The organism is Buttiauxella sp. AC142, assembly GCF_979253435.1.
Genome location: NZ_CEEDCH010000001.1, coordinates 1,433,752 through 1,456,391 on the forward strand (window position 1 = coordinate 1,433,752; position 22,640 = coordinate 1,456,391).

The following is a 22,640-nucleotide window of genomic DNA, read 5'->3' on the forward strand; positions in this document are numbered from 1 at the left end:
CATATTTCCAGGATTTGCTCTACTACGTCCGTATGGGAAAGATGGTGAGTCAGGAAGGGATGGCATACACTTTTAATTACTGAGTCCCAGCGGAGAGTGTGATGAAACAGGCAGATATCGAAACTATTCTAAAAAGCACCCGAACAATTGCTCTGGTTGGGGCGAGTGATAAGCCCGACCGGCCAAGCTATCGTGTGATGGCGTATTTGCTCGACCAGGGTTATGAAGTGATTCCTGTGTCGCCGAAAGTGGCAGGTAAAACGCTTTTAGGCCAGCAGGGTTATGGCACGTTGGCTGAAATTCCTAAAAAAATCGATATGGTGGATGTATTCCGCAATTCTGAAGCTGCGTGGGAAGTGGCGCGAGAAGCGATTGCCATTGGCGCAAAAACGTTGTGGATGCAATTGGGCGTCATCAATGAACAAGCCGCCGTACTGGCGCAAGATGCCGGGCTGAACGTGGTCATGGATAAATGCCCGGCGATAGAAATTCCGAGATTGGGTCTGGCTAAATAATTAAATAATAAAAAACCCCACAGCGTGGGGTTTTTGCTAATTACGTAGGCGAGGTGCCTGAAGTTGCTGCCGTATCGAAGCCGCCAATTCATCCATCGACGGTTGTTCGGGATGCTCGTCTTGTGACTCCCCACTTAACTGGGCTTCAGCAAGATAGGTATGCACCGCCTGGCCATCATCATCTTCCATCACTACATGATACCAGGGGGCACTACGGAGGACATCGTTGTCGGCCAGATCATCTTCCGCAGGTTCATCCAGAGAATATTCCGGGTCGATATCGACCACCACCCCCAGATAACCCAGCAAAGAATGTCGTACTTGCTGGCCAATGCCGAATTTGCTGGCAATCATAGTCACCTCCTGAGAAACATTACCTGCCATTAATGTGCGGGCAACATTCCATTTTTCAAGTTACATGATGCGACAGGCAAACCCTTTCAGATACAGCCCTTCCGGGTAGGTCGCGATCACTGGGTGATCGGCGGCCTGACGGAACTGCTCTATAAATTGTACATCACGCCCGGCATCAACGGCGGCATCAGCAATGATTTTCTGGAATAAATCTGTCGTCATCAGTCCAGAACAAGAGAACGTCATCAGAATGCCACCCGGATTCAACAGCTGGATGGCCAGCATGTTGATATCTTTATAGCCGCGGCAAGCACCCATCAATTGGCTCTTGTTTTCGACAAACTTCGGTGGGTCCATCACGATAACGTCGAACTTCTCACCCTGGTCGCGATACTTGCGCAGCAGTTTAAATACATCATCACGCAAGAACTCAGCTTTGCTCAAATCGAGTTTGTTCAGCTCAACGTTTTGCTTCGCAACATCAAGCGCATCCTGAGAGGTGTCCACGCTGACAACCTGGCTACATCCGCCCATCAAAGCAGAAACCGCAAAACCACCGGTATAAGAGAAACAGTTCAGCACACGCTTATCTTTCACATACTGGCGAGTGGCAAAACGGCTATCACGCTGGTCAAGGTAATAGCCGGTTTTGTGGCCGCCTTTGATATCGACCAGCAACTTCATGCCGTGCTCTTCAATTGGCAATAAATCAGGTGGCAGTTCACCGCTGACCGGGCCTTGCGTTAATTCCATACCTTCTTTCTTACGCACCGCTACGTCAGAACGGTCGTAAATCGCGCATTCTGGGTAGAGGTTTTGCAAAGCAGCAACCACTGCCGGGCGCTGATATTCCGCACCGGCTGAAAGCAATTGCAGCACTAAAAAATTGCCGAAACGATCGATAGTGACGCCTGGCATTCCATCGGACTCGCCTGCAATCAGGCGATAGCTGTCCAGCCCGTCACGCGCGGCGAGCCATTCGCGCCAAAGTTGCGCCTGCTTTAAACGACGAATGAAGAATTCAATATCAATGCTTTCGTTGGCATCAAATGTCCAGACGCGAGCACGAATTTGCGACGATGGGGAATAAGCGGCGCGGGCTAACCATTTGCCCTGGCTATCCACGACATCAATCGTTTCACCAAGGTTGGCTTTGCCTTCCATGCGTGCAACGGCACCAGAAAACACCCACGGATGACGGCGCAATAACGATTTTTCGCGCCCTTTGGTTAACACTAAACGTACACTCATAATTTGCTATGCTTTCTTGCTAATAATTGGGCGTCATTTTCCGGCTTACACCGGCTAAATGCAACGCAAGAACCCGAAACGGAGGAAGTTATGGCCACAGTATGCACACTTGCCTGGGTCCACGGCCTGGTTCAGGGCGTCGGTTTTCGTTACAGCACCCAGCGCGAGGGGTTAAAACTGGGGTTAACCGGTTATGCCCGCAATATGGATGACGGTAGCGTTGAGGTATTGGCCTGCGGTGAAGCGCAACAGGTTGAGGCGCTCATCGCATGGCTAAAAGCTGGGGGGCCGCGCAGTGCCAGGGTGGATAAAGTGCTGACAGAACCTCACCAACCTGACCGCCAATGGACAGACTTTAGTATTCGCTACTAAATGCATTTCACCGGCTTTGGTAGGCCAGCAATTTTCGTTGCCTGCTTAGCCGGCCCTTTTGGAAACAATCGGTACAGATAGCGGCTATTGCCTTTCTCTTCTCCGAATTTGTTTGCCATGGCTTTAACCAGCATCCGAATTGCCGGGGAAGTATTAAATTCGAGATAAAACTCGCGCACGAATCTCACCACTTCCCAGTGCTCTACGGCAAGCGTAATGCCTTCTTTGGCGGCAATCGCTTCGGCAAGCGGTTCGCTCCACTCCTGGCTATTTTTAAGATAACCATCAGCATCGGTTTCTATCTCACGGCCTTCAAACATCAACATCATTATTCTTTGCTCCAGACAAACTGGGCGCAGTGTAGCAAATTTACCGGGCCAGAAAAAACAAAGCCCCGCAGATGCGAGGCTTGGGTGTGAGGTGCTCTGTGCGATTAATCGCGGCTTGCGAAGCCCAGAATGCTCAACAGGCTGATGAAGATATTGTACAGAGAAACGTACAAGCTCACCGTTGCGCGAATGTAGTTGGTTTCGCCACCACGGATGATATTGCTGGTTTCAAACAAAATCGCACCGGATGAAATCAGAATAAACACCGCGCTTATTGCCAGATGCAGAGCAGGCAATTGCAGGAAGATGTTTGCCACCATACCGATAAGCACGACAACCACGCCCGCCATCAGCATACCGCCGAGGAAGGACATGTCTTTTTTGGTGGTCAGCACATAAGCAGAGCAGCTGAAGAACACCAGTGCGGTGCCGCCCAGCGCCATGCCAATGACATCGCCCATACCGGCAGAGATGTAGGAATTCAGCATTGGCCCAAGGATATACCCCAGGAATCCCGTAAAGGCGAACGCAGCCAGAATACCGGTCGGCTTATCCGCCAGGCGATAGGTTAAAAACATCAGGCCATACATGCCGACCAGCGTCAGAATCAAACCTGGGGATGGCAGCATCAGCACGGTGCTGGCGGTTGCGGTAATCGCAGAAAACGCCAGCGTCAGGCTGAGCAGGAAATAGGTATTACGCAGTACCTTGTGGGTACTCAGCAGTGACGAACGGTCACGCGAGGAAGTAATTATGCGATCCATTCAGAAACTCTCTCTTATAGCAGTGGTTATAGTGACTGAGAGTAATGGCCTCCTTTATTGCAATAAAGTCCTTTTACCCATCTTTACCTTGCCGGGCATTATTTCACAGACCAGACTTCCGTCATAAAACTCACTTATATGTGGCTGAAATTTATTGCTTTATCTATTTCGGCTGCTAAGAGTGTTAACCGTACCGTCGTTAATAACTCAAATAAGGCGTGTTATGAAAACAAATAACCACATCACATTTATGAAATCGTTTATCGCAATTGGACTGGCTAGTGCAATTTCAGGTGCCTGGGCGGCTAATGTGCCAGCAGGAACCGAACTGGCTGCGAAACAGGAACTAGTACGCAACAATGGCAGCGAACCGGCTTCACTTGATCCTCATAAAGTAGAAAGTAGTGTGGAGTCGGCAATTATCAGTGATTTTTTTGAAGGGCTGGTAGAGGTACGCAACGATGGTTCCATCGAGCCAAGACTGGCCGACAAGTGGGAACAAAAAAGCAGCACGGAATGGGTTTTCCATCTTCGCCCAGGTATTAAATGGTCCAACGGTGAGCCGATCACTGCTGAAGATGTGGTCTGGAGTTGGCAGCGACTGGTTGATCCTAAAATAGGATCACCTTATGCGAGTTATCTCGGCAATATGCATGTGGAAAATGCGGCGGATATTGCAGAGGGTAAAAAATCTCCTGATACGTTAGGTGTGAAAGCGTTAGATGCAACCACGCTACAAGTTACGCTGACTCAACCTACTGCCGCCTTCCTCGCAATGCTCGCTCACACCTCGCTGGTGGTGGTTGATAAAGCCGTCGTTGAGAAGTTTGGCGACAAATGGACGCAACCGGCCAATTTTGTCAGCAGTGGGCCATACACACTTTCTGATTGGGTAGTAAACGAAAAAGTCATCGGGGTGCGTAATAAAAACTATTGGGACGATAGCCACACCGTAATTAACAAAGTGACTTATTTACCCATTGCTTCTGAAACCTCAGACATCAACCGCTATAAAGCCGGTGAAATTGATATTGTTTTGACTGTGCCGCAAACGCTGTACGCTTCACTGAAGAAATCTATACCCGATCAAGTCCATGTGACGCCTAAGCTGGCGACCTACTACTACCAATTTAATACCACTAAAGCGCCATTTAACGACCCGCGTGTGCGGCGTGCGCTGAACATGGCACTGGATAAAGACATCATCGCTGAAAAAGTGCTGGGGCAGGGGCAAATCCCGGCCTGGGTCATCAGCCAGAAAGATATTGGTGGTGTTGAACTCAAATCACCTGATTACGCCAGTTGGAGCCATGAGAAGCGTGTAGCGGAAGCGAAAAAGCTTCTGGAAGAAGCGGGGTTTAATGCCACCCATCCGTTGAAATTCAATCTGTTGTACAACACCTCTGAATCGCATCAACGCATTGCCATTGCCGCCAGTTCAATGTGGAGCAAAAACCTGGGTGTAGAAGCGAAGCTGCAAAACCAGGAATGGAAAACCATGCTTGATACCATGCACAGCGGGACTTTTGACGTGGTGCGTTATGCGTGGATTGCTGATTACGACGATGCAGCGACATTCCTGAATAACTTCCGCACTGGCGATAGCGAAAATACCTCGAAGTACAGCAATGCCGCTTTTGATGACGCACTAAAAAATGCAGCCAAAGCAGACAATGTGGAACAGCGCGGTAAGTTTTACCAACAAGCCGAAGATAAACTGGCGGAAGATGTGCCAGCCATTCCGGTTTATCACTATGTGCTGGTCCAGTTAGTGAAACCTTATGTCGGCGGATACGCGCCAAACAACCTTGGTTTCTACTACACCAAAGATATGTACATCAAAAAACATTGATAGTCGGCGCGTTGCAGGCGGCAAAAATTGCAACAAATTCTGATGTTAAATTACTCAAGTTGTTGGCGTTTCACTCAAACAGCGCGAGTTTGGTGATTTATCAGGCGAACGAACAAAATCGTGCTTTACAGGAAGTATGGGGATGTTTATAGTTCGCCTCGTTGGAAGCGTGGCCGAGTGGTTGAAGGCACCGGTCTTGAAAACCGGCGATCCGAAAGGGTTCTAGAGTTCGAATCTCTACGCTTCCACCAACATTCAAGCCCTAGCTTAGAAATAAGCTGGGGCTTTTTCGTTTTAACTTTTTGATGTTTCAATTAAATAACACGATTTTGGTTATTTTTAAGGCGAACGAACAAAGTCAGGCTTTACAGGAAGTTCGGAGATGTTTATAGTTCGCCTCGTTGGAAGCGTGGCCGAGTGGTTGAAGGCACCGGTCTTGAAAACCGGCGATCCGAAAGGGTTCTAGAGTTCGAATCTCTACGCTTCCACCAACATTCAAGCCCCAGCTTAGAAATAAGCTGGGGCTTTTTCGTTTTTACTTCTGGTAACGCGGTGCCGGAACGCCCGTCAGGCAGCTTTCAAAAACAGCCAGTCGCGCTGATTCATAGGCTTCCCATTTCGCCAGGTCATGCAGAGGCGGAATCGTCACCGCTTCGCCTTGATCCAGGCCCGCTAACGCCGCATCGACCAGATTCTCCGTGGTCATGATGGCGGCGGGTGGCAGATTTTCCATAGAAACACCGGACACCTCCCAGATTTCTGTCGCCGTCATGGCGGGCAATACCGCCTGAATCTTCACGTTGGTACCCGCCACTTCCTCCTGCAAACCTCTTGTGAAATTCAGCACATAACCCTTGGTGCCGCTGTACACCGAACTTCCTGCGCGCGCATGCAGCGAAACGACCGAGGCAACGTTAATCAGCGTGCCGCTGTTTTGTGCCTGAAAACGGGTGAGGGCGGCAAGGCTCAGGCGTGTCAGCGCGGTGATATTAAGCGCTATATCGGCCTGATGTAACTCAGCGCTGCCTGCCGTAAACGGCGCAAGGTGTGCGACACCGGCATTATTGACCAACACACTTATCCGTTCATTGCTGCGAAGTGACTTTTCCACCGCCTGCATGCCGCTCTCCTTTGCGAGATCGGCGGTTAATGTCTGAACGTTGATACCGTGCAGAGATTCCAGTTTTGCTGCCAGTTCACGCAGGCGATCTTCGCGACGCGCAACCAACAGCAAATCGTATCCGCGAGCGGCGAAGCGCTCTGCATAAACCGCGCCAATGCCTGAAGATGCGCCGGTAATTACTGCAACAGAAGGGGAAGTGGTCATGGTCAAGCCTCGTCGGTGAAAGTGATTTTTAGGTTTCATGATGAAACTAAATTAAAAATAGAATTAATGGTTTTATAATGCAACCAAATTATGCGGAATTTTTTCTTTCTGCGTTTGTTGGAGAGGGATGGATGGGGCGGATAAACCGATCTTTTATCCACCCTTCAACAGGTTACTCGACGGGAATAGCTGGGATTTGTGCGACCACTTCTTCAGGGGCGAGAGTGCGTCCGTCCTGTGCTTGTAACGTGAGTTTACGCAGTGGTTGATGCAGTTCGTCGTCAACCAGCACGCTGCACTTTTCGTGGCTATCAAACAGATAATCGCCACCCCATTGCGCCAGCGCAACCAGCACTGTTTGCAGGGCTCGGCCTTTTTCGGTCAACACATATTCATTCCATGCGCTGCCGTCGGTTGCGGGGCGAACCGTCAAAATGTCTTGCTCAACCAGTTGTTTTAAGCGCTGAGTCAGCATGTTTTTGGCGATGCCGAGGTTTTTTTGGAACTCACCAAAACGCGTCAGGCCGTTCAGTGCATCGCGCACAATCAGCAACGACCACCAGTCACCGATGATATCAAGCGACCGGGCTACCGGGCAGATACTGCCTTCCATACTTTTGCGTTTCATTTGACCTCCACAGCACATCATTTGGTTTTATTATAAAACCCATTATCCATATTGAATAGTTTTCCTTCTTCCTCTGTTTTTGCGACAGGCTCAAAAGGCGGTTGCGCTATTTTCTGCCAAACTGAATGCGGCACTTCATTCGTGCAATAACCTCTTGAGGATAAAGGGATGAATAAAAAAACGATTGCAACATTATTGGCTATGGCTTGCTTCGCACCTGCAATGGCGCACGCCGAAACCGCGCCACAGGGTTACAAACTTGAACAAGTGTTGCTGATGAGTCGCCATAACCTGCGCGCCCCGCTGGCTAACAATGGCAGCGTACTGGAACAATCCACGGCTCAGTCATGGCCTGAATGGGATGTGCCGGGTGGGCAGCTCACCACTAAAGGCGGCGTGCTGGAAGTGTATATGGGCCATTACTTACGTGAATGGCTTGCCGAACAAGGGCTGGTCAAAAGTGGTGAATGCCCAACGCCACAAAGCGTTTACGCCTACGCTAACAGCTTGCAACGCACCGTCGCTACGGCGCAGTTCTTTATCACCGGGGCGTTTCCTGGATGTGATGTTCCTGTCCATCATCAGGAAAAAATGGGCACCATGGACCCAACCTTCAACCCGGTCATCACCAATGATTCGCCTGAGTTTAAGCAAGCCGCTCTGAAGGCGATGGAAACCCAGCGCGAGCACTTCAAACTGGACGACAGCTACCAGCTACTGGAGCAAATTGTCGCATTCAAAGATTCGCCAGGTTGCAAAGAAAAACAGGTGTGTAACCTGACCGCGCAGAAAGACAAATTTAGCGCCAATGCCACAGAAGAACCTGGCGTGAGTGGCCCGCTCAAAGTCGGTAACTCGCTGGTGGATGCGTTTACGCTGCAATATTACGAAGGCTTCCCGGTAGATAACGTCGCCTGGGGGAAAATCAAAACCGACCAGCAGTGGAAGGTATTATCCCAGTTGAAAAATAGTTATCAGGACACGCTGTTTACCTCGCCACAAGTGGCGCGAAATGTCGCCGCACCGCTGATCAAATACATTCAGAATGCGTTGGCGGGCAATGATAATAAAGGGCCAAAAATCACGTTGCTGGTTGGGCATGACTCCAACATTGCATCGCTGCTGACGGCACTGGATTTCAAACCTTATCAATTGCCTGAGCAATATGAACGTACGCCAATTGGCGGGAAAATCATGTTCCAGCGCTGGCATGATGCGGATAACAATCGTGAATTGATGAAGGTGGAGTACGTCTATCAAAGCACCGAGCAGTTGCGTAAGGCGGATGTATTAAGCCTGCAACAACCGCCGCAGCGTGTGACGCTCCAGCTTAACGGTTGCCCGACCGATGCGAATGGTTTTTGCCCGTGGGATAAATTTACCGAAGTGTTAGCGCAATCGGTGAGTCAGGCGAAGTAAAAGAAAGGGGATCCCCCGCCGTGAGCGGGGGAAATCAGGTTACACGTTTTTCCGCTCGATGGTTTGCTCGCCCCAAAATAGCGAATCTTTATCCGTTTTTTCAAATGCCAACGTTAAGACTTCGTCGTTGCCATCTTCCCAAATTTTCTCAGCTAATTTTTCGTCGTATTTTGCCACTTCAAAAATAGCCTCTGCTATTTCAGGAGAAGTGTTTCTCAAACTCGCCCATTCACCAACATGATGAACTTTTGATTGTTGATTCTGCATGCTCTCCTCCGTAATGAATTTAACCGTTCAGTTTAACCGCCAGTCGCGCGACGTGTTCGCCCTGGAAGCGCGCAATCGACAGCTCTTCCTGGCTCGGCTGGCGCGAACCGTCTGCTCCGGCAATCGTTGTTGCACCGTAAGGCGTCCCACCACGAACCTGTGAAACATCAAACAATTCTTGTGCCGCGTAACCGATAGGGACAATCACCATGCCGTGGTGGGCAAGTGTGGTCCAGGTTGAAGAGATGGTATGTTCCTGGCCGCCGCCAGTGCCGGTTGAACTAAACACGCTGGCAAGTTTGCCGTGTAAAGCGCCAGATGCCCATAAGCCACCCGTTTGATCGAGGAAGGTGCGCATCTGCCCGGACATATTGCCAAAGCGGGTTGGAGTGCCAAAAATAATTGCGTCGTAATCGGCAAGCTCTTGTGGTGTGGCTTGCGGGGCATTTTGCGTCTTACCCCCGGCTTTTAAGAATGCATCGGCGGGCATGGTTTCCGGGACGCGTTTCACCGTTACCTCTACGCCATCAACCTTCTGTGCACCTTCTGCCACAGCGTGTGCCATGGTTTCGATGTGTCCGTACATTGAATAATAAAGCACCAGAACTTTAGCCATTTCGCTTCACTCCTTACCTGTGTCGCAGCGTTTGCTGCCGTACTCTAAAGATAAGTGCTGTGGCTCAGACTGCAACCTTGAGTGCCGATTCCTTGATCCTTCACAATCTGGTAGGCATTTGGGGAGAAATGTCGCATTACGTCACATTTTCCTGAGGTGACTATTTCACTAAAAATAAGAAAGTCTTATGGATTAAGCGGCAAAAAAATCACCCATTCTGGCGATTACATGTTGCAAGATATTACGATTAACTGGTCAATTACCCTCACTGCACTAAACTTACTTCCACGCGGCAACGTTAATACTCGTCATATTTCAAGCCGCAGGGGTGTTGGCTTCACTCACTTACCCGAATCACTTACTTATGTAAGCTCATCGGGATTAGTTCCCTTGCCGCCTTCCTGCGACTCGAATTATTTAGAGTATGTTTTGTTCGCGCGGTGAAAGAATCTTCTTTGACCGAATGCAATATGATCTCTTAACTATTTCGCAATCCAATCTGGAGGTTAGAAATGGCAAACCATCGTGGTGGGTCAGGTAATTTTGCTGAAGACCGTGAAAGAGCATCAGAAGCAGGTCGCAAAGGTGGCCAGCATAGTGGCGGGAACTTCAAAAATGACCCGCAACGTGCCTCAGAAGCAGGCCAGAAAGGGGGCAAAAATAGCCACGGCAAAGGTAGCAGTAAGTAATCGTACGCAGCCTGGTTAACCCCAACCGCCGGTGAAAGCCGGCGGTTTTATTTTGTCTGTCCCATTGCGCGGCCCCCCGTCGCACAGCACACTATCCGGCTTGCTTATTCCGCTTCGGTATTTCCATGTCAGCCCTATTGCGCCGTTACCAATTTGCCATAAAACCCCAGGAAGCCATCCTGATCCTCATTACCATGTTTTGGGGTGGGACATTCCTTGCCGTGTCATATGCGATGACGATGAGCGGGCCGTTCTTTTTCGTCGGATTACGCTTTGCCACCGCCGCGCTGGCGGTGGGTTTGCTGTCACTAAAAACACTGCGCGGCCTGACCTGGCTTGAGGTCAAAGCTGGTGTGTTTATCGGGGTGTCGATTGCGATAGGTTACAGCATGCAAACCTGGGGTTTGCAGACCATTCCCAGTAGTAAATCCGCATTTATTACTGCGATGTACGTGCCGCTGGTGCCCGTGCTGCAATGGATTTGTCTGGGCAGAATGCCGGGTGTGATGTCGTGGATTGGCGTAGCACTCGCATTTATCGGCCTGATTTTTCTTGCCGGGCCGGACGGCACCTCGTTAACGCTTGGCGCGGGTGAAATTATCACGCTGATTAGCGCCCTGGCGATTGCCGCAGAAATCATTCTTATCAGCGCCTGGGCGGGGAAAGTGGATATTAAACGCGTCACGATTGTGCAGCTTGCAACCGCCTCGATTGTTGCGTTTGCCACCATGATTCCGGCTGGCGAAAGTGTTCCTGCATTTACTCCTGATTTGCTGGCTATTGCGTTAGGTCTAGGGATTTTCAGCGCCATTATTCAAGTGACGATGAACTGGGCGCAACGCAGCGTTTCCCCGACGCGAGCGACGGTGATTTACACCGGAGAACCGGTTTGGGCAGGTATTTTCGGGCGTATTGCCGGGGAGCGATTACCCGTGTTGGCGCTACTGGGTGGCGCGTTGATTGTGCTGGGCGTGTTGGTCAGCGAGCTAAAACTCAAACGCAAAAAGAAGCAGGAATCACTCTCAGCATTGTAGAGACCGGATATGTCTGTTCTGTCGGGGGTCGCTACGCTAGCCCGACCTACAACGACTTACTGTAGGTCGGATAAGCGAAGCGTCATCCGACTTATGGAACGACTGCGCCGTCGGCAATAACCACCGGGCGGCGGCTCAAAATAGAGTTCAGTATAATCGCGCCAAAAGTAGCCGTCCCAATCCCGCCGAGCGTGAAACCACCGATCGTTAAGGCGAAATCACCCGCCCCCAATACCAGCGTTACCGCCACCATAATCAGGTTGCCGTTCTGGCTTAAATCAACATTGTGCTGCACCCAAATCCGTGCCCCCGCTACGGCTATCAAGCCAAACACCACAATAGATGCGCCGCCAATCACTGGCCCCGGAATAGTATGGATAAGCGCGCCAAATTTTGGTGAAAAACCCAATAACATAGCGATGCCGGAGGCGGCGACAAACACGAGTGTTGAATAGACTTTTGTCACCGCCATCACACCGATATTTTCCGCGTAAGTCGTCACGCCGCTGCCGCCGACCGAGCCTGAAAGCATGGTTGCCAGGCCATCGCCGACAAACGCTTTGCCGATGTACGGGTCCATATTTTTACCCGTCATCCCGGCAACGGCTTTTAAATGTCCGAGGTTTTCTGCCACCAGAATCACCGCCACGGGCGCTATCAGCATCATCGCCTGCACGTTAAACGTCGGTGAAGTCATTTGCGGAATACCGAACCATGCCGCAGCACCAATCAGCGCAAAATCCACCGGTTTACCGAAGCCAAAACCATTTGCCAGCACCGCGTAAATGGCGCAGGCGAGAATGAGGCCAATCAGAATTAACAAGCGTTGGATCATGCCTCGGGTAAACACCGCAATCAGCCCGATACACATCACCGTCATGACCGCCATCCAGCTATCGAAGCTGCTGGCGGAAACGCCCCGCACCGCAATGGGTGCCAGATTCAGGCCGATGGCCATCACCACTGCACCGGTCACTACGGGAGGCATCAGCCGTTCAATCCAGCGCGTTCCGGCCTTCATCACCACAAACCCAATCAGCGTATACACCAGGCCACAGGCGATAATTCCGCCGAGCGCCACGCTTAAATGCGGGTTTAAGCCTTGCCCGTTAAAACCAGTAACAGCAATCACCACGCCGACAAACGCGGCACTCGAGCCTAAGTAACTCGGCACGCGCCCTCCGGTGACCAGGAAGAATAGCAGCGTCCCAACCCCCGACATTAATATCGACAAATTAGGATCAAGCCCCATCAAAAGCGGCATCAGTACCGTTGCGCCAAACATTGCCACCGCATGCTGCACGCCCATCACCAGCGTTTGACCGAGCGGCAGCGTTTCATCCGGGGCGATGACTCCGCCTTCCGTTATCGCAGATTTTTTACGCCATTGTGGAAACCAGGAATTCGCCATATTCATCTCCAGAGGGAACACGTTTCGGCTAACAGGCAGGCCGCATCAGTTGGTGATAGCCACGGTCAAACCACACCAGACCGTGGGACTCGTCGTTACGTTCAAGAGCCACTAATTCACAGAATAAAATGTCATGCGTGCCCACACTGACGACCTGGCTGATACGGCAATCAAAAGAGACAATGGCCCCTTCAAGTTGCGGACAACCTGTCGCACCGTTTCGCCAGCGCGCGGCGGAAAAGCGCTCGGTCATGGCGGTTTTTCCGCCAAACAGATTGGATAACGCTTCGTGTCCGGCGGCCAGAGTGTTGACACATAGCGCCTCGTTGCGGCTAAAAATTGGCCACACCGACGCGCTACGATTCAGGCAAACCAGCAGGGTTGGCGGGTCGTCGGTGACGCTGCACACCGCTGATGCGGTAAAGCCTGCGCGTCCGGCAGGGCCGTCGGTGGTGACGATATTCACCGCCGCCCCCAGGCACGACATCGCATCGCGGAAGATTTGTTTCTCAATCATCTTTGCTCCTTAAGCCACGCGGCAAGCGGCTTCAAACGCTAAACGTGGCAGACGCGTATGGGCTTTTGCCGGGTCGCCATAACCGATGTTTATCAGCAAATTACTTTTCCAGCCGTTGGCGCTGAAAAACTCCGTATCGACTTTTTCACGGTCAAACCCGGACATCGGCCCGGTGTCGAAACCGAGCGCCCGACAGGCCGCAATCAGATAGGCCGCTTGCATGGAGCTGTTGCGAAATGCCGTTTCTTCTGCCAGCTCCGGGCTTGAGGTAAACCAGGCGCGGGCGTCGGCGTAAGGGAACAACGTCGGCAATTGTTCAAAGAAAGCAGGATCCCAGGCCACGATGGCGGTTACGGGCGCGCTCATGGTTTTGTCGATATTGCCCGATGACAGTGCGGGTTTAAGACGTGCTTTTGCCTCCGGGCTGCGGACAAATAAAAAGCGTGCAGGCGAACAGTTGGCGGAGGTTGGGCCAAGGCGCATCAGGTTATAAATCTCGGCAAGCTGGGTATCACTCACCGGTTTATCCAGCCACGCGCTGTGGGTTCGAGCGCCGGTAAACAGCGTTTCCAGCGCCTCGCTTGAGAGGGCATGACTCATACATTTTCCTTCTGAAAAGAGAGTTCGATTTGCTGCAAAGTGCTCATTGCGCTCAGAAACCGTTGATTAAAATTGTTCGCGTCAGTGACGTTGCAGGCGTGTCCACCCCATGGCATCACTTCAAGCCTGCTTTCAGGCAGCGCTTCATGTAATTCCACAGAACAATTCCACGGCACCAGCAGATCGTCGCGGGAGCAAATCAGCAGCACCGGCTGGTGAATATGTGCGGCTGTGTCGTGGAAATCAGCCGCTTTCAGCGCATTCAGGCGGCGAGTCAGATTTTCAGCTCCCTGAAAGTGCGCATTGTGCATCGCTTCTTCGGCCTCGAGGCACGGCTGATTCGCCGCCATCCAGTCTGCCGGGTAGAGAAAAAGCGGTTGAGCCTGCAAATAGGCGGTTGGGCCACTATCGCGTAGCAGCGTTTCACGCACCGCAAAACAGCGCCGCGTATGGGCATTGAGCTGTAACCAGCCATTAATTATCGCAATGCGATCAATAGACGCCGGGTAGTCCAGCGCCAGTTGCAGGGCGACCAGCCCGCCGAGCGCATGTCCGAGCACGCTGTAATGCGTAATGCCCTGTTGCAACACGGCGCTGTGGATTTCATAAGCCATATCGGCAAGCGAGTAATCATTGGGTAGCGGCTCGCGGTTCACGCCAGTTCCGCGCTGGTCGTACATCATCAGTTGGTAATGTTCGCTCAGTGCCGCTCGTTGTGGCAGCCAGTAATTGCCAGTTCCTCCAAGCCCCGCAATCAAGAGCAGAACGGGGGCGTCGGGGAAGGGCGCTGGAGTCAGCTCAATTTGCATAAGCTATTTCCCGATATGCGCGACGCTGGCGATTTCAACCAACGCGTCGGGTTTTACCAGCCCGCACTGAATGCAGAAGCGGGCCGGTTTTTCGCCGGGGAAAAACTCGGCGTACACTTCGTTGATGGCGGCGTAGTTGCTCCAGTCGGTGATGAAAATCGAGTTAAACGTCACGTCATCCATGGTGCCGCCTGCGGTTTCAATCACCGATTTTATGGTTTCCAGCACATGGCGCGTCTGGGCTTTGGCGTCTCCGACATACACCACATTGTTTTGCTTATCGAACGGCAACGTGCCGGAGACATACACCACTCCATCGGCCAGGGTGCCCGGTACAAATGGCGCAATAGGGGTTGTGGTTCCCGGCGGAATAATCACAGATTTCGGCATCGGCATTCTCCTGTTCAGGCAATTCGGGCAAGGGATGGCGGCTGTAACGCCTGGCAAAACGTGCCGACGTCGCTCACCCAACCAAAGAAGGTTTCGATATTGAAAAGTGCGGCTTGCTGCGCAAACGCAGGCCCGGCCTGATGCGTGGCGTCGGCTAAAACCACGCCAAAATATTCGAGGAAAAAGCCATCGCGCAGTGTCGATTCCACGCAAACGTTGGTGGCGATACCGGTAAACACCAGGTGGCGAATACCCCGCGACCGCAAAATGCTATCCAGCGGCGTGTTAAAGAAACCGCTGTAACGAGGTTTGGGCAGCACGATATCACCCGGCTGCGGCACCAGTTCGTCCACCAGTTGGTAATCCCAGCTGCCTTTTGCCAGCAGTTTTCCCTGTAATTCCGGCTGCTTGCGCATGGTTTTGAGAGCGTTGGACTTGTGGAAATTCGGCGAGCCAGGCCCGCCAGCTTCGACATAATCGCTGTCCCAACCGTTCTGGAACCAGACAATCAACATGCCAGCTTCCCGAGCGGCGGCCACCGCTGTTTTAATGTTTTCGATAACCGGTTTGGTTGCTGAAACATCAAAGCCCGCAAGGTCCAGATAACCGCCCTGGCTTGCGTAAGCATTTTGCATATCGACGACGATCAGCGCCGTTTGTTCAGCGGCAAAAGTGATGGCTTCGGGGCGAGCATCAAGAGTGATTTGTTTCATCACGCCACCTCGCGAGCAGAAGGGGAAAGATGCGTACGCGACTGCATTAGCGGTTGGATTTTTTCGCCGAAAGCTTCAATGCCAGCGAGGAAATCATCAAAGGTGAGCAGTACGCCTTCGGCACCGGGAACGGTGGCGACTTCATCCAGCAGACGGGCGACGGTGGCGTAAGAGCCCACCAGGGTGCCCATGTTGATATTCACGGCTGAAGTGGGGTCCGCCATCTGGCGCACGTTGGTATCGGAACCGGAACGCGTGTCTTTTTGACTTTGTTCGGTCAACCACGCCAGCGCTTCTTCATCGGCACCCGCTTTGTAGTGCTCCCATTTGGCGCGTGCGGCCTCGTCGGTTTCATCGGCGATAATCATAAACAGCACGTAGGAACCGACATCGCGCCCGGTTATTTGCGCCGCTTCAACCATGCGCGCGGCAGTGGGAGCGAAGGCGGTTGGCGTGTTAACGCCTTTGCCAAAGCAGAAGTTGTAATCGGCATATTCGGCAGAAAACGCCATGCCCGCATCGCTCTGCCCGGCGCAAATCATTTTCACCGGCTGAGAGGGGCGCGGGCTTAAGCGGCAATCGTTCATGGTGAAAAAATCACCTTTTAAATCACTTTGCCCGGTTCCCCACAAATCGCGCAGCACCGTGGCGTATTCAGAAAGGTAGTCGTAGCGGCGAGCGAAATATTCATCGCCCGGCCAGATGCCCATTTGTTCGTATTCCGGTTTCTGCCAGCCGGTCACCAGATTCACCCCAAAGCGCCCCGGTGCGATGGAATCAATGGTCGACGCCATTCGCGCCACGATGGCAGGCGGCAATGTGAGCGTGGCCGCTGTCGCGTAAATCTGAATTTTGGATGTCACCGCCGCAAGCCCTGCCATCAGACTGAATGACTCGAGGTTATGATCCCAAAATTCAGTTTTGCCGCCAAAGCCGCGCAGTTTGATCATCGAGAGGGCAAAGTCGAAATCGTAATATTCAGCTTTTTGCACAATCGCTTTGTTCAGCTCAAACGTGGGCATGTATTGCGGCGCGTTAGTAGAAATTAACCAGCCGTTGTTGCCGATAGGAACAAATACGCCAATTTTCATCACAAGCCTCTCTGGAAATGGTTTCTTTCAGTTGAGTCTTTGCAAGCCGGATGCCAGGTTGGAAAACTGGTTTGTTATCATCATGTTGATAATTGGTTTCTATTTTTGATGTATTAAAATCAGACTGTTTGGTCAAAATGAATGCACAAAAAACAGGCGTCAGTGCGCGTTCAGGGTGCAAAGGGGCGCAAACAGATCGTTGTCGCCAGGCGCTTTTGCTATGCTGTTGGGCAAAACCGAATAAAGAGAAATGGCATGGCACAAGGTGGCGCAGCAACCAAAGAAACCGGACGGCGCGTGCGTGCGGTCGCAGCGAAAAAGCAGGCAATTCTGGCTGCGGGACTGGAGTTTTTCTCCCAGTTTGGCATTCATGGCACCAGCATCGAGCAGGTCGCTGAGCGTGCCGAAGTGTCGAAAACCAATCTTCTCTATTATTACCCTTCCAAAGAAGCGCTCTACGTCGCGGTGCTCAAACAAATTCTGGATATCTGGCTGGCGCCGTTGCGTGCTTTTCGTGAAGATTTACAGCCGCTGGTGGCGATAGGCGAATACATCCGTTTGAAACTTGAAGTTTCCCGTGATTACCCGCAGGCCTCGCGCTTGTTCTGTCTCGAAATGCTGCAAGGCGCACCGTTGCTGAAAGAAGAATTAACCGGGGATTTAAAAACGCTGGTGGATGAAAAATCGGCCATTATTGCCGGTTGGGTCGAGAGCGGAAAACTGGCGGCGGTAGACCCGCACCATTTGATTTTTATGCTGTGGGCAACCACTCAGCACTACGCTGACTTCGCAAGCCAGGTTGAAGCGGTGGCGGGCAGCAATCTTCAGGACGAGGCGTTTTTCCGCCGCACGGTAGAAAACGTGCAGCGGATGATTATTGAAGGTATTCGGGTGCGTTAATTCGAGCCTGGATGGAAAACACAGCTTACGTCGCCTTCTTCGCAATTGAGCGTGCTTTTCAGCAGCTCCGTGCGCTCACGGGTTTTGTCTGTCATACATTGTGCGTGCACCATTGGGGCGACGGATGCGCCGTCAGCGCCAGAGGTTAAGAATGCACAGTCGGCATCGCGAAAAGCAATCCACGCATTTTGCGCCGCTTTGAGCTGGGTTTTCTGATTATCCGTGGCGAGCTTCATTGCCTTCTGATAAGTCTGATTGAGCAAATCATCCTGCTTTTTATATTCTTTGCCGTAACACTCATTCAGTCCAGCCTGCGATGTCTCGTTATCGCAACTGTCGGCAAGCACATTGGCGCTTAATAACAGGCAAGAAATAAGTAAACAAACGCGTTTCATCATCATTCCTCGAAGAAAAAAGGCTCCCAAAATGGAGCCTTTTTAGCGTAGTGAAAACTTAGCCGATTGTCATCAAACTGGCGTTGCCGCCTGCGGCTGCGGTGTTCACACTCAGCGAACGCTCAACGTACAAACGCTCCAGCAACAGGTTGGTTTCACCGCGAGCAAAGCCCTGCACCGAAACAATCGCACCGTCGCGTGCCGCCACTTTCTCACACAGCAAACGTAGTTGGTCGGAATCGCCGTGGTAAATCACTGCATCAAACGACTGGCTTAACAGCGCATCTTCTTTGGCGAAGTCGATGTGTTTTTGTACCAGTGTCGGCAGCGATTTTGCCAGTTCACGATGCAGTTTATCGTCAGCCCACAGCGCACGGCTGCCAACACTGGTGACTGCCGCCAGTTGCACCAGCGCGTCTTGCTCGTTATCGGCGATACATAACACGCGTTCACGCGGCATTAACGCGTAGGTATTGCGCTCGCCCGTTGGCCCCGGTAGTTGGCGTAAAGTGCCGCTTTGTGCCAGCTGTGCGAAACGTTCGCAAATTGCAGGTAATTCGCCTTTCTTCACTGCCCACTGCGTCAGCACCTGGTGGGCTTCCTGAAGGCGGGCTTTCAGCGTGGTATCTACAGGCAGCTCCGCATCCTGACGGCTAAAGGTGGTTTGCAGCGCGCTATCCGGGCGGTTAGCCAGCAGGCGATACAAATACAGCGGGCCACCGGCTTTCGGACCTGTACCGGATAAACCTTCGCCGCCAAACGGCTGCACGCCGACGACTGCACCGACCATATTGCGGTTCACATACATATTGCCGACATGGGCTGAACCGGTCACTTGCGCGATGGTCTCGTCGATACGGGTATGTACACCCAGCGTCAGGCCGTATCCGGCGGCGTTGATTTGGTTAATCAATGCTTCCAGGTTGTTGCGGTTGTAGCGCACCACGTGCAGCACCGGGCCAAACACCTCTTTTTGCATTTCATCGAAGCTTTCCAGCTCAATCAGCGTCGGTGTGACAAAAGTGCCACTCTGCCACTCTTTTGCATCCACGCTGTTTTCGCGCGCGGCCTGGAATACTTTGCGGCCTTTACCACGCAGCGTCTGGATGTGTTTCTCGATATTCTCTTTGGCCTCGCTGTCAATCACCGGGCCGATGTCGGTGGTCAGGCGGCCTGGGTTGCCCATGCGGCATTCCGCCATCGCGCCGCGCAGCATTTGCAGCGTGTGCTCGGCGACATCTTCCTGAATACACAGGACGCGCAGAGCAGAACAACGCTGGCCCGCGCTATCAAAGGCGGAGGCAAGCACATCAACTACCACTTGTTCGGTGAGCGCGGAAGAATCGACGATCATCGCGTTCAGACCACCCGTTTCGGCAATCAGCGGAGTCGGGCGGCCTTGCGCGTCAAGACGGTCAGCGATATTGCGTTGCAGTAAAGTGGCGACCTCGGTGGAGCCGGTAAACATCACGCCACGCACGCGGGCATCACCGGTCAGCTGCGCGCCGACGGTTTCACCCCGGCCAGGCAGCAGTTGCAGCACGCCCGCAGGCACACCAGCTTCGAGCAAAATAGCGATACCCTGCGCGGCAATCAGCGGAGTTTGTTCGGCCGGTTTTGCCAGCACGCTGTTACCCGCAGCAAGGGCGGCGGCAATTTGACCGCTAAAGATAGCCAGCGGGAAGTTCCACGGGCTGATACACACTACCGGGCCGAGCGGGCGATGGGTTTCGTTATCGAAATCATCGCGTACCTGGCCTGCGTAGTAATGCAGGAAATCGACCGCTTCACGCACTTCGGCAATCGCATTGCTGAAGGTTTTACCGGCTTCGCGCACCAGAATGCCAATCAACTGCTGCATCTGACCTTCCATGATCACCGCTGCACGCTCAAGAATCGCGGCGCGTTCTTGCGGCGGCGTGGCGAACCAGATTGGCGCGTTGTTTACCGCGCTTTCCAGCGCCTTTGAAACTTCATCGGCTGTCGCTTCACGGGTAAAGCCCACGATATCGGTGGGTTCCGCCGGGTTCTTCACCGCAATCATATCGCCTGGTGCAACAGGGTTTTCCAGAATCGGCAGCGCCTGCCATTTTTGTGCCGCACTGTTCAGCAGGGCAGAAGAGAGCGAGGCCAGGCGGTGTTCGTTCGCCAGATCCAGCCCGCCGGAGTTGGTACGACCGCTGCCGTATAGCTCTTTTGGTAAGGGGATTTTTGGATGCGGCAGGCCAAGTTGACCTTCTTTGCCTGCAATGCCTTCGATGGCGGTGACAGGGTCAGCGACTAATTCGTCAAGCGGCAGCGTGTTATCGGCGATACGGTTAACAAACGAGGTGTTCGCGCCGTTTTCCAGCAGGCGGCGCACCAGGTACGCCAGCAGCGTTTCGTGGGTGCCGACCGGGGCATAAATGCGGCAAGGGCGGTTCAGTTTTCCGTCGGCAATTTTGCCCACAACTTGATCATAAAGCGGCTCGCCCATGCCGTGCAGGCACTGGAATTCGTACTGGCCCGGGTAGTAGTTTTGCCCGGCGAGGTTGTAAATGGCCGCCAGTGTGTGGGCGTTGTGGGTCGCAAACTGCGGGTAAATCAGGTTCGGTACGGCCAGCAGTTTTTTGGCGCAGGCCAGATATGAGATATCGGTGTATACCTTGCGTGTGTAAACCGGGTAGCCTTCCAGGCCGTCCATTTGCGCACGTTTGATTTCACTGTCCCAATATGCACCTTTCACCAGGCGAATCATCAGGCGGCGACGACTGCGGGAGGCGAGGTCAACCAGGTAATCAATCACGAACGGGCAGCGTTTTTGGTACGCCTGAATCACGAAGCCAATACCGTTCCAGCCCGCCAGTTCTGGCTCAAAGCAGAGTTTTTCCAGCAGATCGAGGGAGATCTCCAGGCGATCGGCTTCTTCGGCGTCAATGTTGATGCCCACGTCGTACTGGCGTGCCAGCAGCGTCAAAGATTTCAGGCGCGGATATAACTCTTCCATCACGCGGTCGTACTGCGCGCGGCTGTAACGCGGATGCAGCGCAGAAAGTTTAATGGAAATCCCTGGGCCTTCGTAAATACCGCGCCCGTTTGAGGCTTTACCAATCGCGTGAATTGCCTGCTGATAAGAAACCATGTACGCCTGCGCGTCGGCGGCGGTCAGTGCCGCTTCACCCAGCATATCGTAGGAGTAGCGGAAACCTTTTTCTTCCAGTTTGCGGGCGTTGGCGAGCGCCTCGGCGATGGTTTCGCCGGTCACAAACTGCTCGCCCATCAGGCGCATTGCCATATCCACGCCTTTGCGGATTAACGGCTCGCCACTCTTGCTGATAATACGGTTCAGCGAGTGGGACAAACTGGCTTCGTTGTGGGTGGAAACCAGACGGCCAGTAAACAACAAGCCCCAGGTCGCCGCGTTCACAAATAGCGACGGGCTGCGGCCAATATGCGAGTGCCAGTTGCCGTTGCTGATCTTGTCGCGGATTAACGCATCACGCGTGGCTTTGTCCGGAATGCGCAATAAAGCCTCAGCCAGGCACATTAATGCCACGCCTTCTTGCGAAGAAAGTGAAAATTCCTGCAATAAACCCTGTACCATGCCCGCCCGGCCTGTTGCGCTCTTCTGATTACGCAATTTATCGGCGAGCTGATAAGCCAGTTTGTGGGTTTGTTCGGCGATCACCGGGGAGAGGCGAGCTTGCTCGAGGATCATGGGCACCGCGTCGGTTTCCGGGCGACGCCAGGCGGCGGTAATTGCGGCGCGCGTGACCGACTGCGGAAGAATTTGCTCAGCGAAATCAAGGAACGGCTGGTGCGTTTCTTCAACGTGCGGTACGGCTTCTTCACTTTCGTTGGCGGCACCCGCCAGCAGAGCCGGGAGTTCTGGCAATTCGTCGTTGTTTTCCAGGCGTTCAAGATAGTTAAAAATCGCCTGTTTAATTAGCCAGTGCGGTGTGCGGTCAATGCGTGAAGCGGCTTCTTTAATGCGCTCGCGAGTCGATTCGTCGAGCTTAACACCCATGGTAGTGCTGCCCATGCCTGTCACTCCTTTATACCCGTTGTCCTTCAAGCCGAAGGAAGGGAATTAAATGGGGGGATTGATAAAAGTTACCCGGCAATATCTATCATGTTGCAACTTTGTGCAACCTTGTTAAATGTGAGCTGGATAGCAAGCTGGGAAATAGATTGAATTGTTAAATTTGGCCTAAGAAAGCGAGCGGGCTAATTATTCGCAGACAGGGTGAATTTACCGACACAGTTAACAGTTTAAGAGGGTGCAACCGTGAAAAGCGTGAGCGAGTGCAACCTCCAGGAAAAAGCTATTTTTTGTACGGTGAATTTATTGTGAATAACGTGTTAAAACGCTTGCGAGATGAAATTAATAAAAACCTGTGCTGCGTTCCGGCATGGCA

At 52.6% G+C, this 22,640-nt stretch carries 24 protein-coding genes and 2 tRNA genes; 9 read left to right on the plus strand and 17 right to left on the minus strand.

All coding sequences use genetic code 11. The annotated features are described in order from the left end of the window. Positions 1 to 101 precede the first annotated feature (101 nt). The gene (locus AC0IWZ_RS06460) at positions 102 to 515 is read left to right on the plus strand and encodes a CoA-binding protein (protein WP_034494366.1); all 414 of its coding nucleotides are present in this window, start codon (positions 102 to 104) and stop codon (positions 513 to 515) included. A gap of 36 nt (positions 516 to 551) precedes the next feature. On the opposite strand, the gene hspQ is transcribed toward AC0IWZ_RS06460, so the two are convergent. Both hspQ and rlmI read right to left on the minus strand, forming a co-directional pair. Then, entirely contained in the window at positions 552 to 869 is a 318-nt protein-coding gene (gene hspQ / locus AC0IWZ_RS06465; protein WP_034494367.1) for a heat shock protein HspQ, read from the minus strand. Positions 870 to 929: 60 nt separating this feature from the next. Then, positions 930 to 2,120: a 23S rRNA (cytosine(1962)-C(5))-methyltransferase RlmI gene (rlmI, locus tag AC0IWZ_RS06470; protein ID WP_471677810.1), complete on the minus strand. Its 1,191-nt coding sequence runs from the start codon at positions 2,118 to 2,120 to the stop codon at positions 930 to 932. A 90-nt stretch (positions 2,121 to 2,210) separates the two neighbouring features. On the opposite strand from rlmI, the gene yccX reads away from it, so the two are divergent. Further along, a complete protein-coding gene (gene yccX / locus AC0IWZ_RS06475) occupies positions 2,211 to 2,492 on the plus strand; it encodes an acylphosphatase (RefSeq protein WP_034494369.1) in 282 nt (93 codons plus the stop codon). Here yccX and tusE read toward each other — a convergent pair. Both tusE and yccA read right to left on the minus strand, forming a co-directional pair. Then, positions 2,489 to 2,818: a sulfurtransferase TusE gene (gene tusE / locus AC0IWZ_RS06480; RefSeq protein WP_115629731.1), complete on the minus strand. Its 330-nt coding sequence runs from the start codon at positions 2,816 to 2,818 to the stop codon at positions 2,489 to 2,491. The two genes, yccX and tusE, sit on opposite strands and share 4 nt — an antisense overlap. Before the next feature lie 107 nt (positions 2,819 to 2,925). Next, entirely contained in the window at positions 2,926 to 3,585 is a 660-nt protein-coding gene (yccA, locus tag AC0IWZ_RS06485) for an FtsH protease modulator YccA (protein ID WP_034494370.1), read from the minus strand. A 250-nt stretch (positions 3,586 to 3,835) separates the two neighbouring features. On the opposite strand from yccA, the gene AC0IWZ_RS06490 reads away from it, so the two are divergent. The 3 genes from AC0IWZ_RS06490 (at position 3,836) to AC0IWZ_RS06500 (ending at position 5,928) form a co-directional block, all read left to right on the plus strand. Continuing rightward, positions 3,836 to 5,437, plus strand: a complete 1,602-nt coding sequence (locus AC0IWZ_RS06490; protein ID WP_259267706.1) for an ABC transporter substrate-binding protein — start codon at positions 3,836 to 3,838, stop codon at positions 5,435 to 5,437. Positions 5,438 to 5,600: 163 nt separating this feature from the next. Beyond that, positions 5,601 to 5,688: transfer RNA gene (locus tag AC0IWZ_RS06495), tRNA-Ser, on the plus strand. A gap of 152 nt (positions 5,689 to 5,840) precedes the next feature. Further along, a tRNA-Ser gene (locus AC0IWZ_RS06500) sits at positions 5,841 to 5,928 on the plus strand. 44 nt (positions 5,929 to 5,972) lie between these two features. Here AC0IWZ_RS06500 and AC0IWZ_RS06505 read toward each other — a convergent pair. Together AC0IWZ_RS06505 and AC0IWZ_RS06510 are read right to left on the minus strand one after the other, a co-directional pair. Further along, complete coding sequence (locus AC0IWZ_RS06505) at positions 5,973 to 6,764, minus strand: SDR family NAD(P)-dependent oxidoreductase (protein ID WP_034494372.1); 792 nt, start codon at positions 6,762 to 6,764, stop codon at positions 5,973 to 5,975. Positions 6,765 to 6,936: 172 nt separating this feature from the next. Next, positions 6,937 to 7,392, minus strand: coding sequence for a winged helix-turn-helix transcriptional regulator (locus tag AC0IWZ_RS06510; RefSeq protein ID WP_034494374.1), 456 nt, complete (start codon positions 7,390 to 7,392; stop codon positions 6,937 to 6,939). 168 nt (positions 7,393 to 7,560) lie between these two features. Here AC0IWZ_RS06510 and agp point away from each other — a divergent pair, with 168 nt between their 5' ends. Next, the gene (agp, locus tag AC0IWZ_RS06515; protein WP_471677809.1) at positions 7,561 to 8,811 is read left to right on the plus strand and encodes a bifunctional glucose-1-phosphatase/inositol phosphatase; all 1,251 of its coding nucleotides are present in this window, start codon (positions 7,561 to 7,563) and stop codon (positions 8,809 to 8,811) included. A gap of 39 nt (positions 8,812 to 8,850) precedes the next feature. Here the strand turns inward: agp and AC0IWZ_RS06520 are convergent, their stop codons facing one another. Further along, on the minus strand, positions 8,851 to 9,078 hold the full coding sequence (locus AC0IWZ_RS06520; RefSeq protein WP_034494378.1) for a YccJ family protein: 228 nt from the start codon (positions 9,076 to 9,078) through the stop codon (positions 8,851 to 8,853). A 19-nt stretch (positions 9,079 to 9,097) separates the two neighbouring features. Beyond that, positions 9,098 to 9,694 carry an NAD(P)H:quinone oxidoreductase gene (gene wrbA, locus AC0IWZ_RS06525; protein ID WP_034494379.1) on the minus strand — a complete coding sequence of 199 codons (597 nt, stop codon included), beginning with the start codon at positions 9,692 to 9,694 and terminating at the stop codon, positions 9,098 to 9,100. Between the two features lie 512 nt (positions 9,695 to 10,206). Between wrbA and AC0IWZ_RS06530 the strand changes: the two genes are divergently transcribed. Further along, positions 10,207 to 10,383 carry a con-10 family general stress protein gene (locus AC0IWZ_RS06530; RefSeq protein WP_034456279.1) on the plus strand — a complete coding sequence of 59 codons (177 nt, stop codon included), beginning with the start codon at positions 10,207 to 10,209 and terminating at the stop codon, positions 10,381 to 10,383. Between the two features lie 125 nt (positions 10,384 to 10,508). Further along, complete coding sequence (locus tag AC0IWZ_RS06535) at positions 10,509 to 11,417, plus strand: DMT family transporter (RefSeq protein WP_034494381.1); 909 nt, start codon at positions 10,509 to 10,511, stop codon at positions 11,415 to 11,417. A 91-nt stretch (positions 11,418 to 11,508) separates the two neighbouring features. On the opposite strand, the gene rutG is transcribed toward AC0IWZ_RS06535, so the two are convergent. Genes rutG through rutA form a run of 7 tightly spaced genes read right to left on the minus strand, consistent with a single transcriptional unit; the run spans position 11,509 to position 16,948 of the window. Further along, positions 11,509 to 12,828: a pyrimidine utilization transport protein G gene (rutG, locus tag AC0IWZ_RS06540; protein ID WP_471677808.1), complete on the minus strand. Its 1,320-nt coding sequence runs from the start codon at positions 12,826 to 12,828 to the stop codon at positions 11,509 to 11,511. A gap of 28 nt (positions 12,829 to 12,856) precedes the next feature. Next, entirely contained in the window at positions 12,857 to 13,345 is a 489-nt protein-coding gene (rutF, locus tag AC0IWZ_RS06545; protein ID WP_115629713.1) for an NADH-dependent FMN reductase RutF, read from the minus strand. Between the two features lie 9 nt (positions 13,346 to 13,354). Next, positions 13,355 to 13,945, minus strand: a complete 591-nt coding sequence (locus AC0IWZ_RS06550; protein ID WP_471677807.1) for a malonic semialdehyde reductase — start codon at positions 13,943 to 13,945, stop codon at positions 13,355 to 13,357. After that, positions 13,942 to 14,754 (minus strand): pyrimidine utilization protein D, encoded by an 813-nt coding sequence (rutD, locus tag AC0IWZ_RS06555; RefSeq protein WP_471677806.1) that lies wholly within the window; start codon positions 14,752 to 14,754, stop codon positions 13,942 to 13,944. The genes AC0IWZ_RS06550 and rutD overlap by 4 nt, the downstream gene beginning before the upstream one ends. Positions 14,755 to 14,757: 3 nt before the next feature. After that, positions 14,758 to 15,144 (minus strand): pyrimidine utilization protein C, encoded by a 387-nt coding sequence (gene rutC / locus AC0IWZ_RS06560; protein WP_471677805.1) that lies wholly within the window; start codon positions 15,142 to 15,144, stop codon positions 14,758 to 14,760. A gap of 14 nt (positions 15,145 to 15,158) precedes the next feature. Beyond that, positions 15,159 to 15,857: a pyrimidine utilization protein B gene (gene rutB / locus AC0IWZ_RS06565; RefSeq protein WP_034494391.1), complete on the minus strand. Its 699-nt coding sequence runs from the start codon at positions 15,855 to 15,857 to the stop codon at positions 15,159 to 15,161. Then, complete coding sequence (gene rutA / locus AC0IWZ_RS06570; RefSeq protein ID WP_471677804.1) at positions 15,857 to 16,948, minus strand: pyrimidine utilization protein A; 1,092 nt, start codon at positions 16,946 to 16,948, stop codon at positions 15,857 to 15,859. The genes rutB and rutA overlap by 1 nt, the downstream gene beginning before the upstream one ends. A gap of 255 nt (positions 16,949 to 17,203) precedes the next feature. Here rutA and rutR point away from each other — a divergent pair, with 255 nt between their 5' ends. Then, a complete protein-coding gene (gene rutR / locus AC0IWZ_RS06575) occupies positions 17,204 to 17,848 on the plus strand; it encodes an HTH-type transcriptional regulator RutR (RefSeq protein WP_034494395.1) in 645 nt (214 codons plus the stop codon). On the opposite strand, the gene AC0IWZ_RS06580 is transcribed toward rutR, so the two are convergent. Then, positions 17,845 to 18,243 carry a lysozyme inhibitor LprI family protein gene (locus tag AC0IWZ_RS06580; RefSeq protein ID WP_410372785.1) on the minus strand — a complete coding sequence of 133 codons (399 nt, stop codon included), beginning with the start codon at positions 18,241 to 18,243 and terminating at the stop codon, positions 17,845 to 17,847. The two genes, rutR and AC0IWZ_RS06580, sit on opposite strands and share 4 nt — an antisense overlap. A gap of 58 nt (positions 18,244 to 18,301) precedes the next feature. Next, the gene (gene putA / locus AC0IWZ_RS06585; RefSeq protein WP_471677803.1) at positions 18,302 to 22,264 is read right to left on the minus strand and encodes a trifunctional transcriptional regulator/proline dehydrogenase/L-glutamate gamma-semialdehyde dehydrogenase; all 3,963 of its coding nucleotides are present in this window, start codon (positions 22,262 to 22,264) and stop codon (positions 18,302 to 18,304) included. Positions 22,265 to 22,640 lie beyond the last annotated feature (376 nt).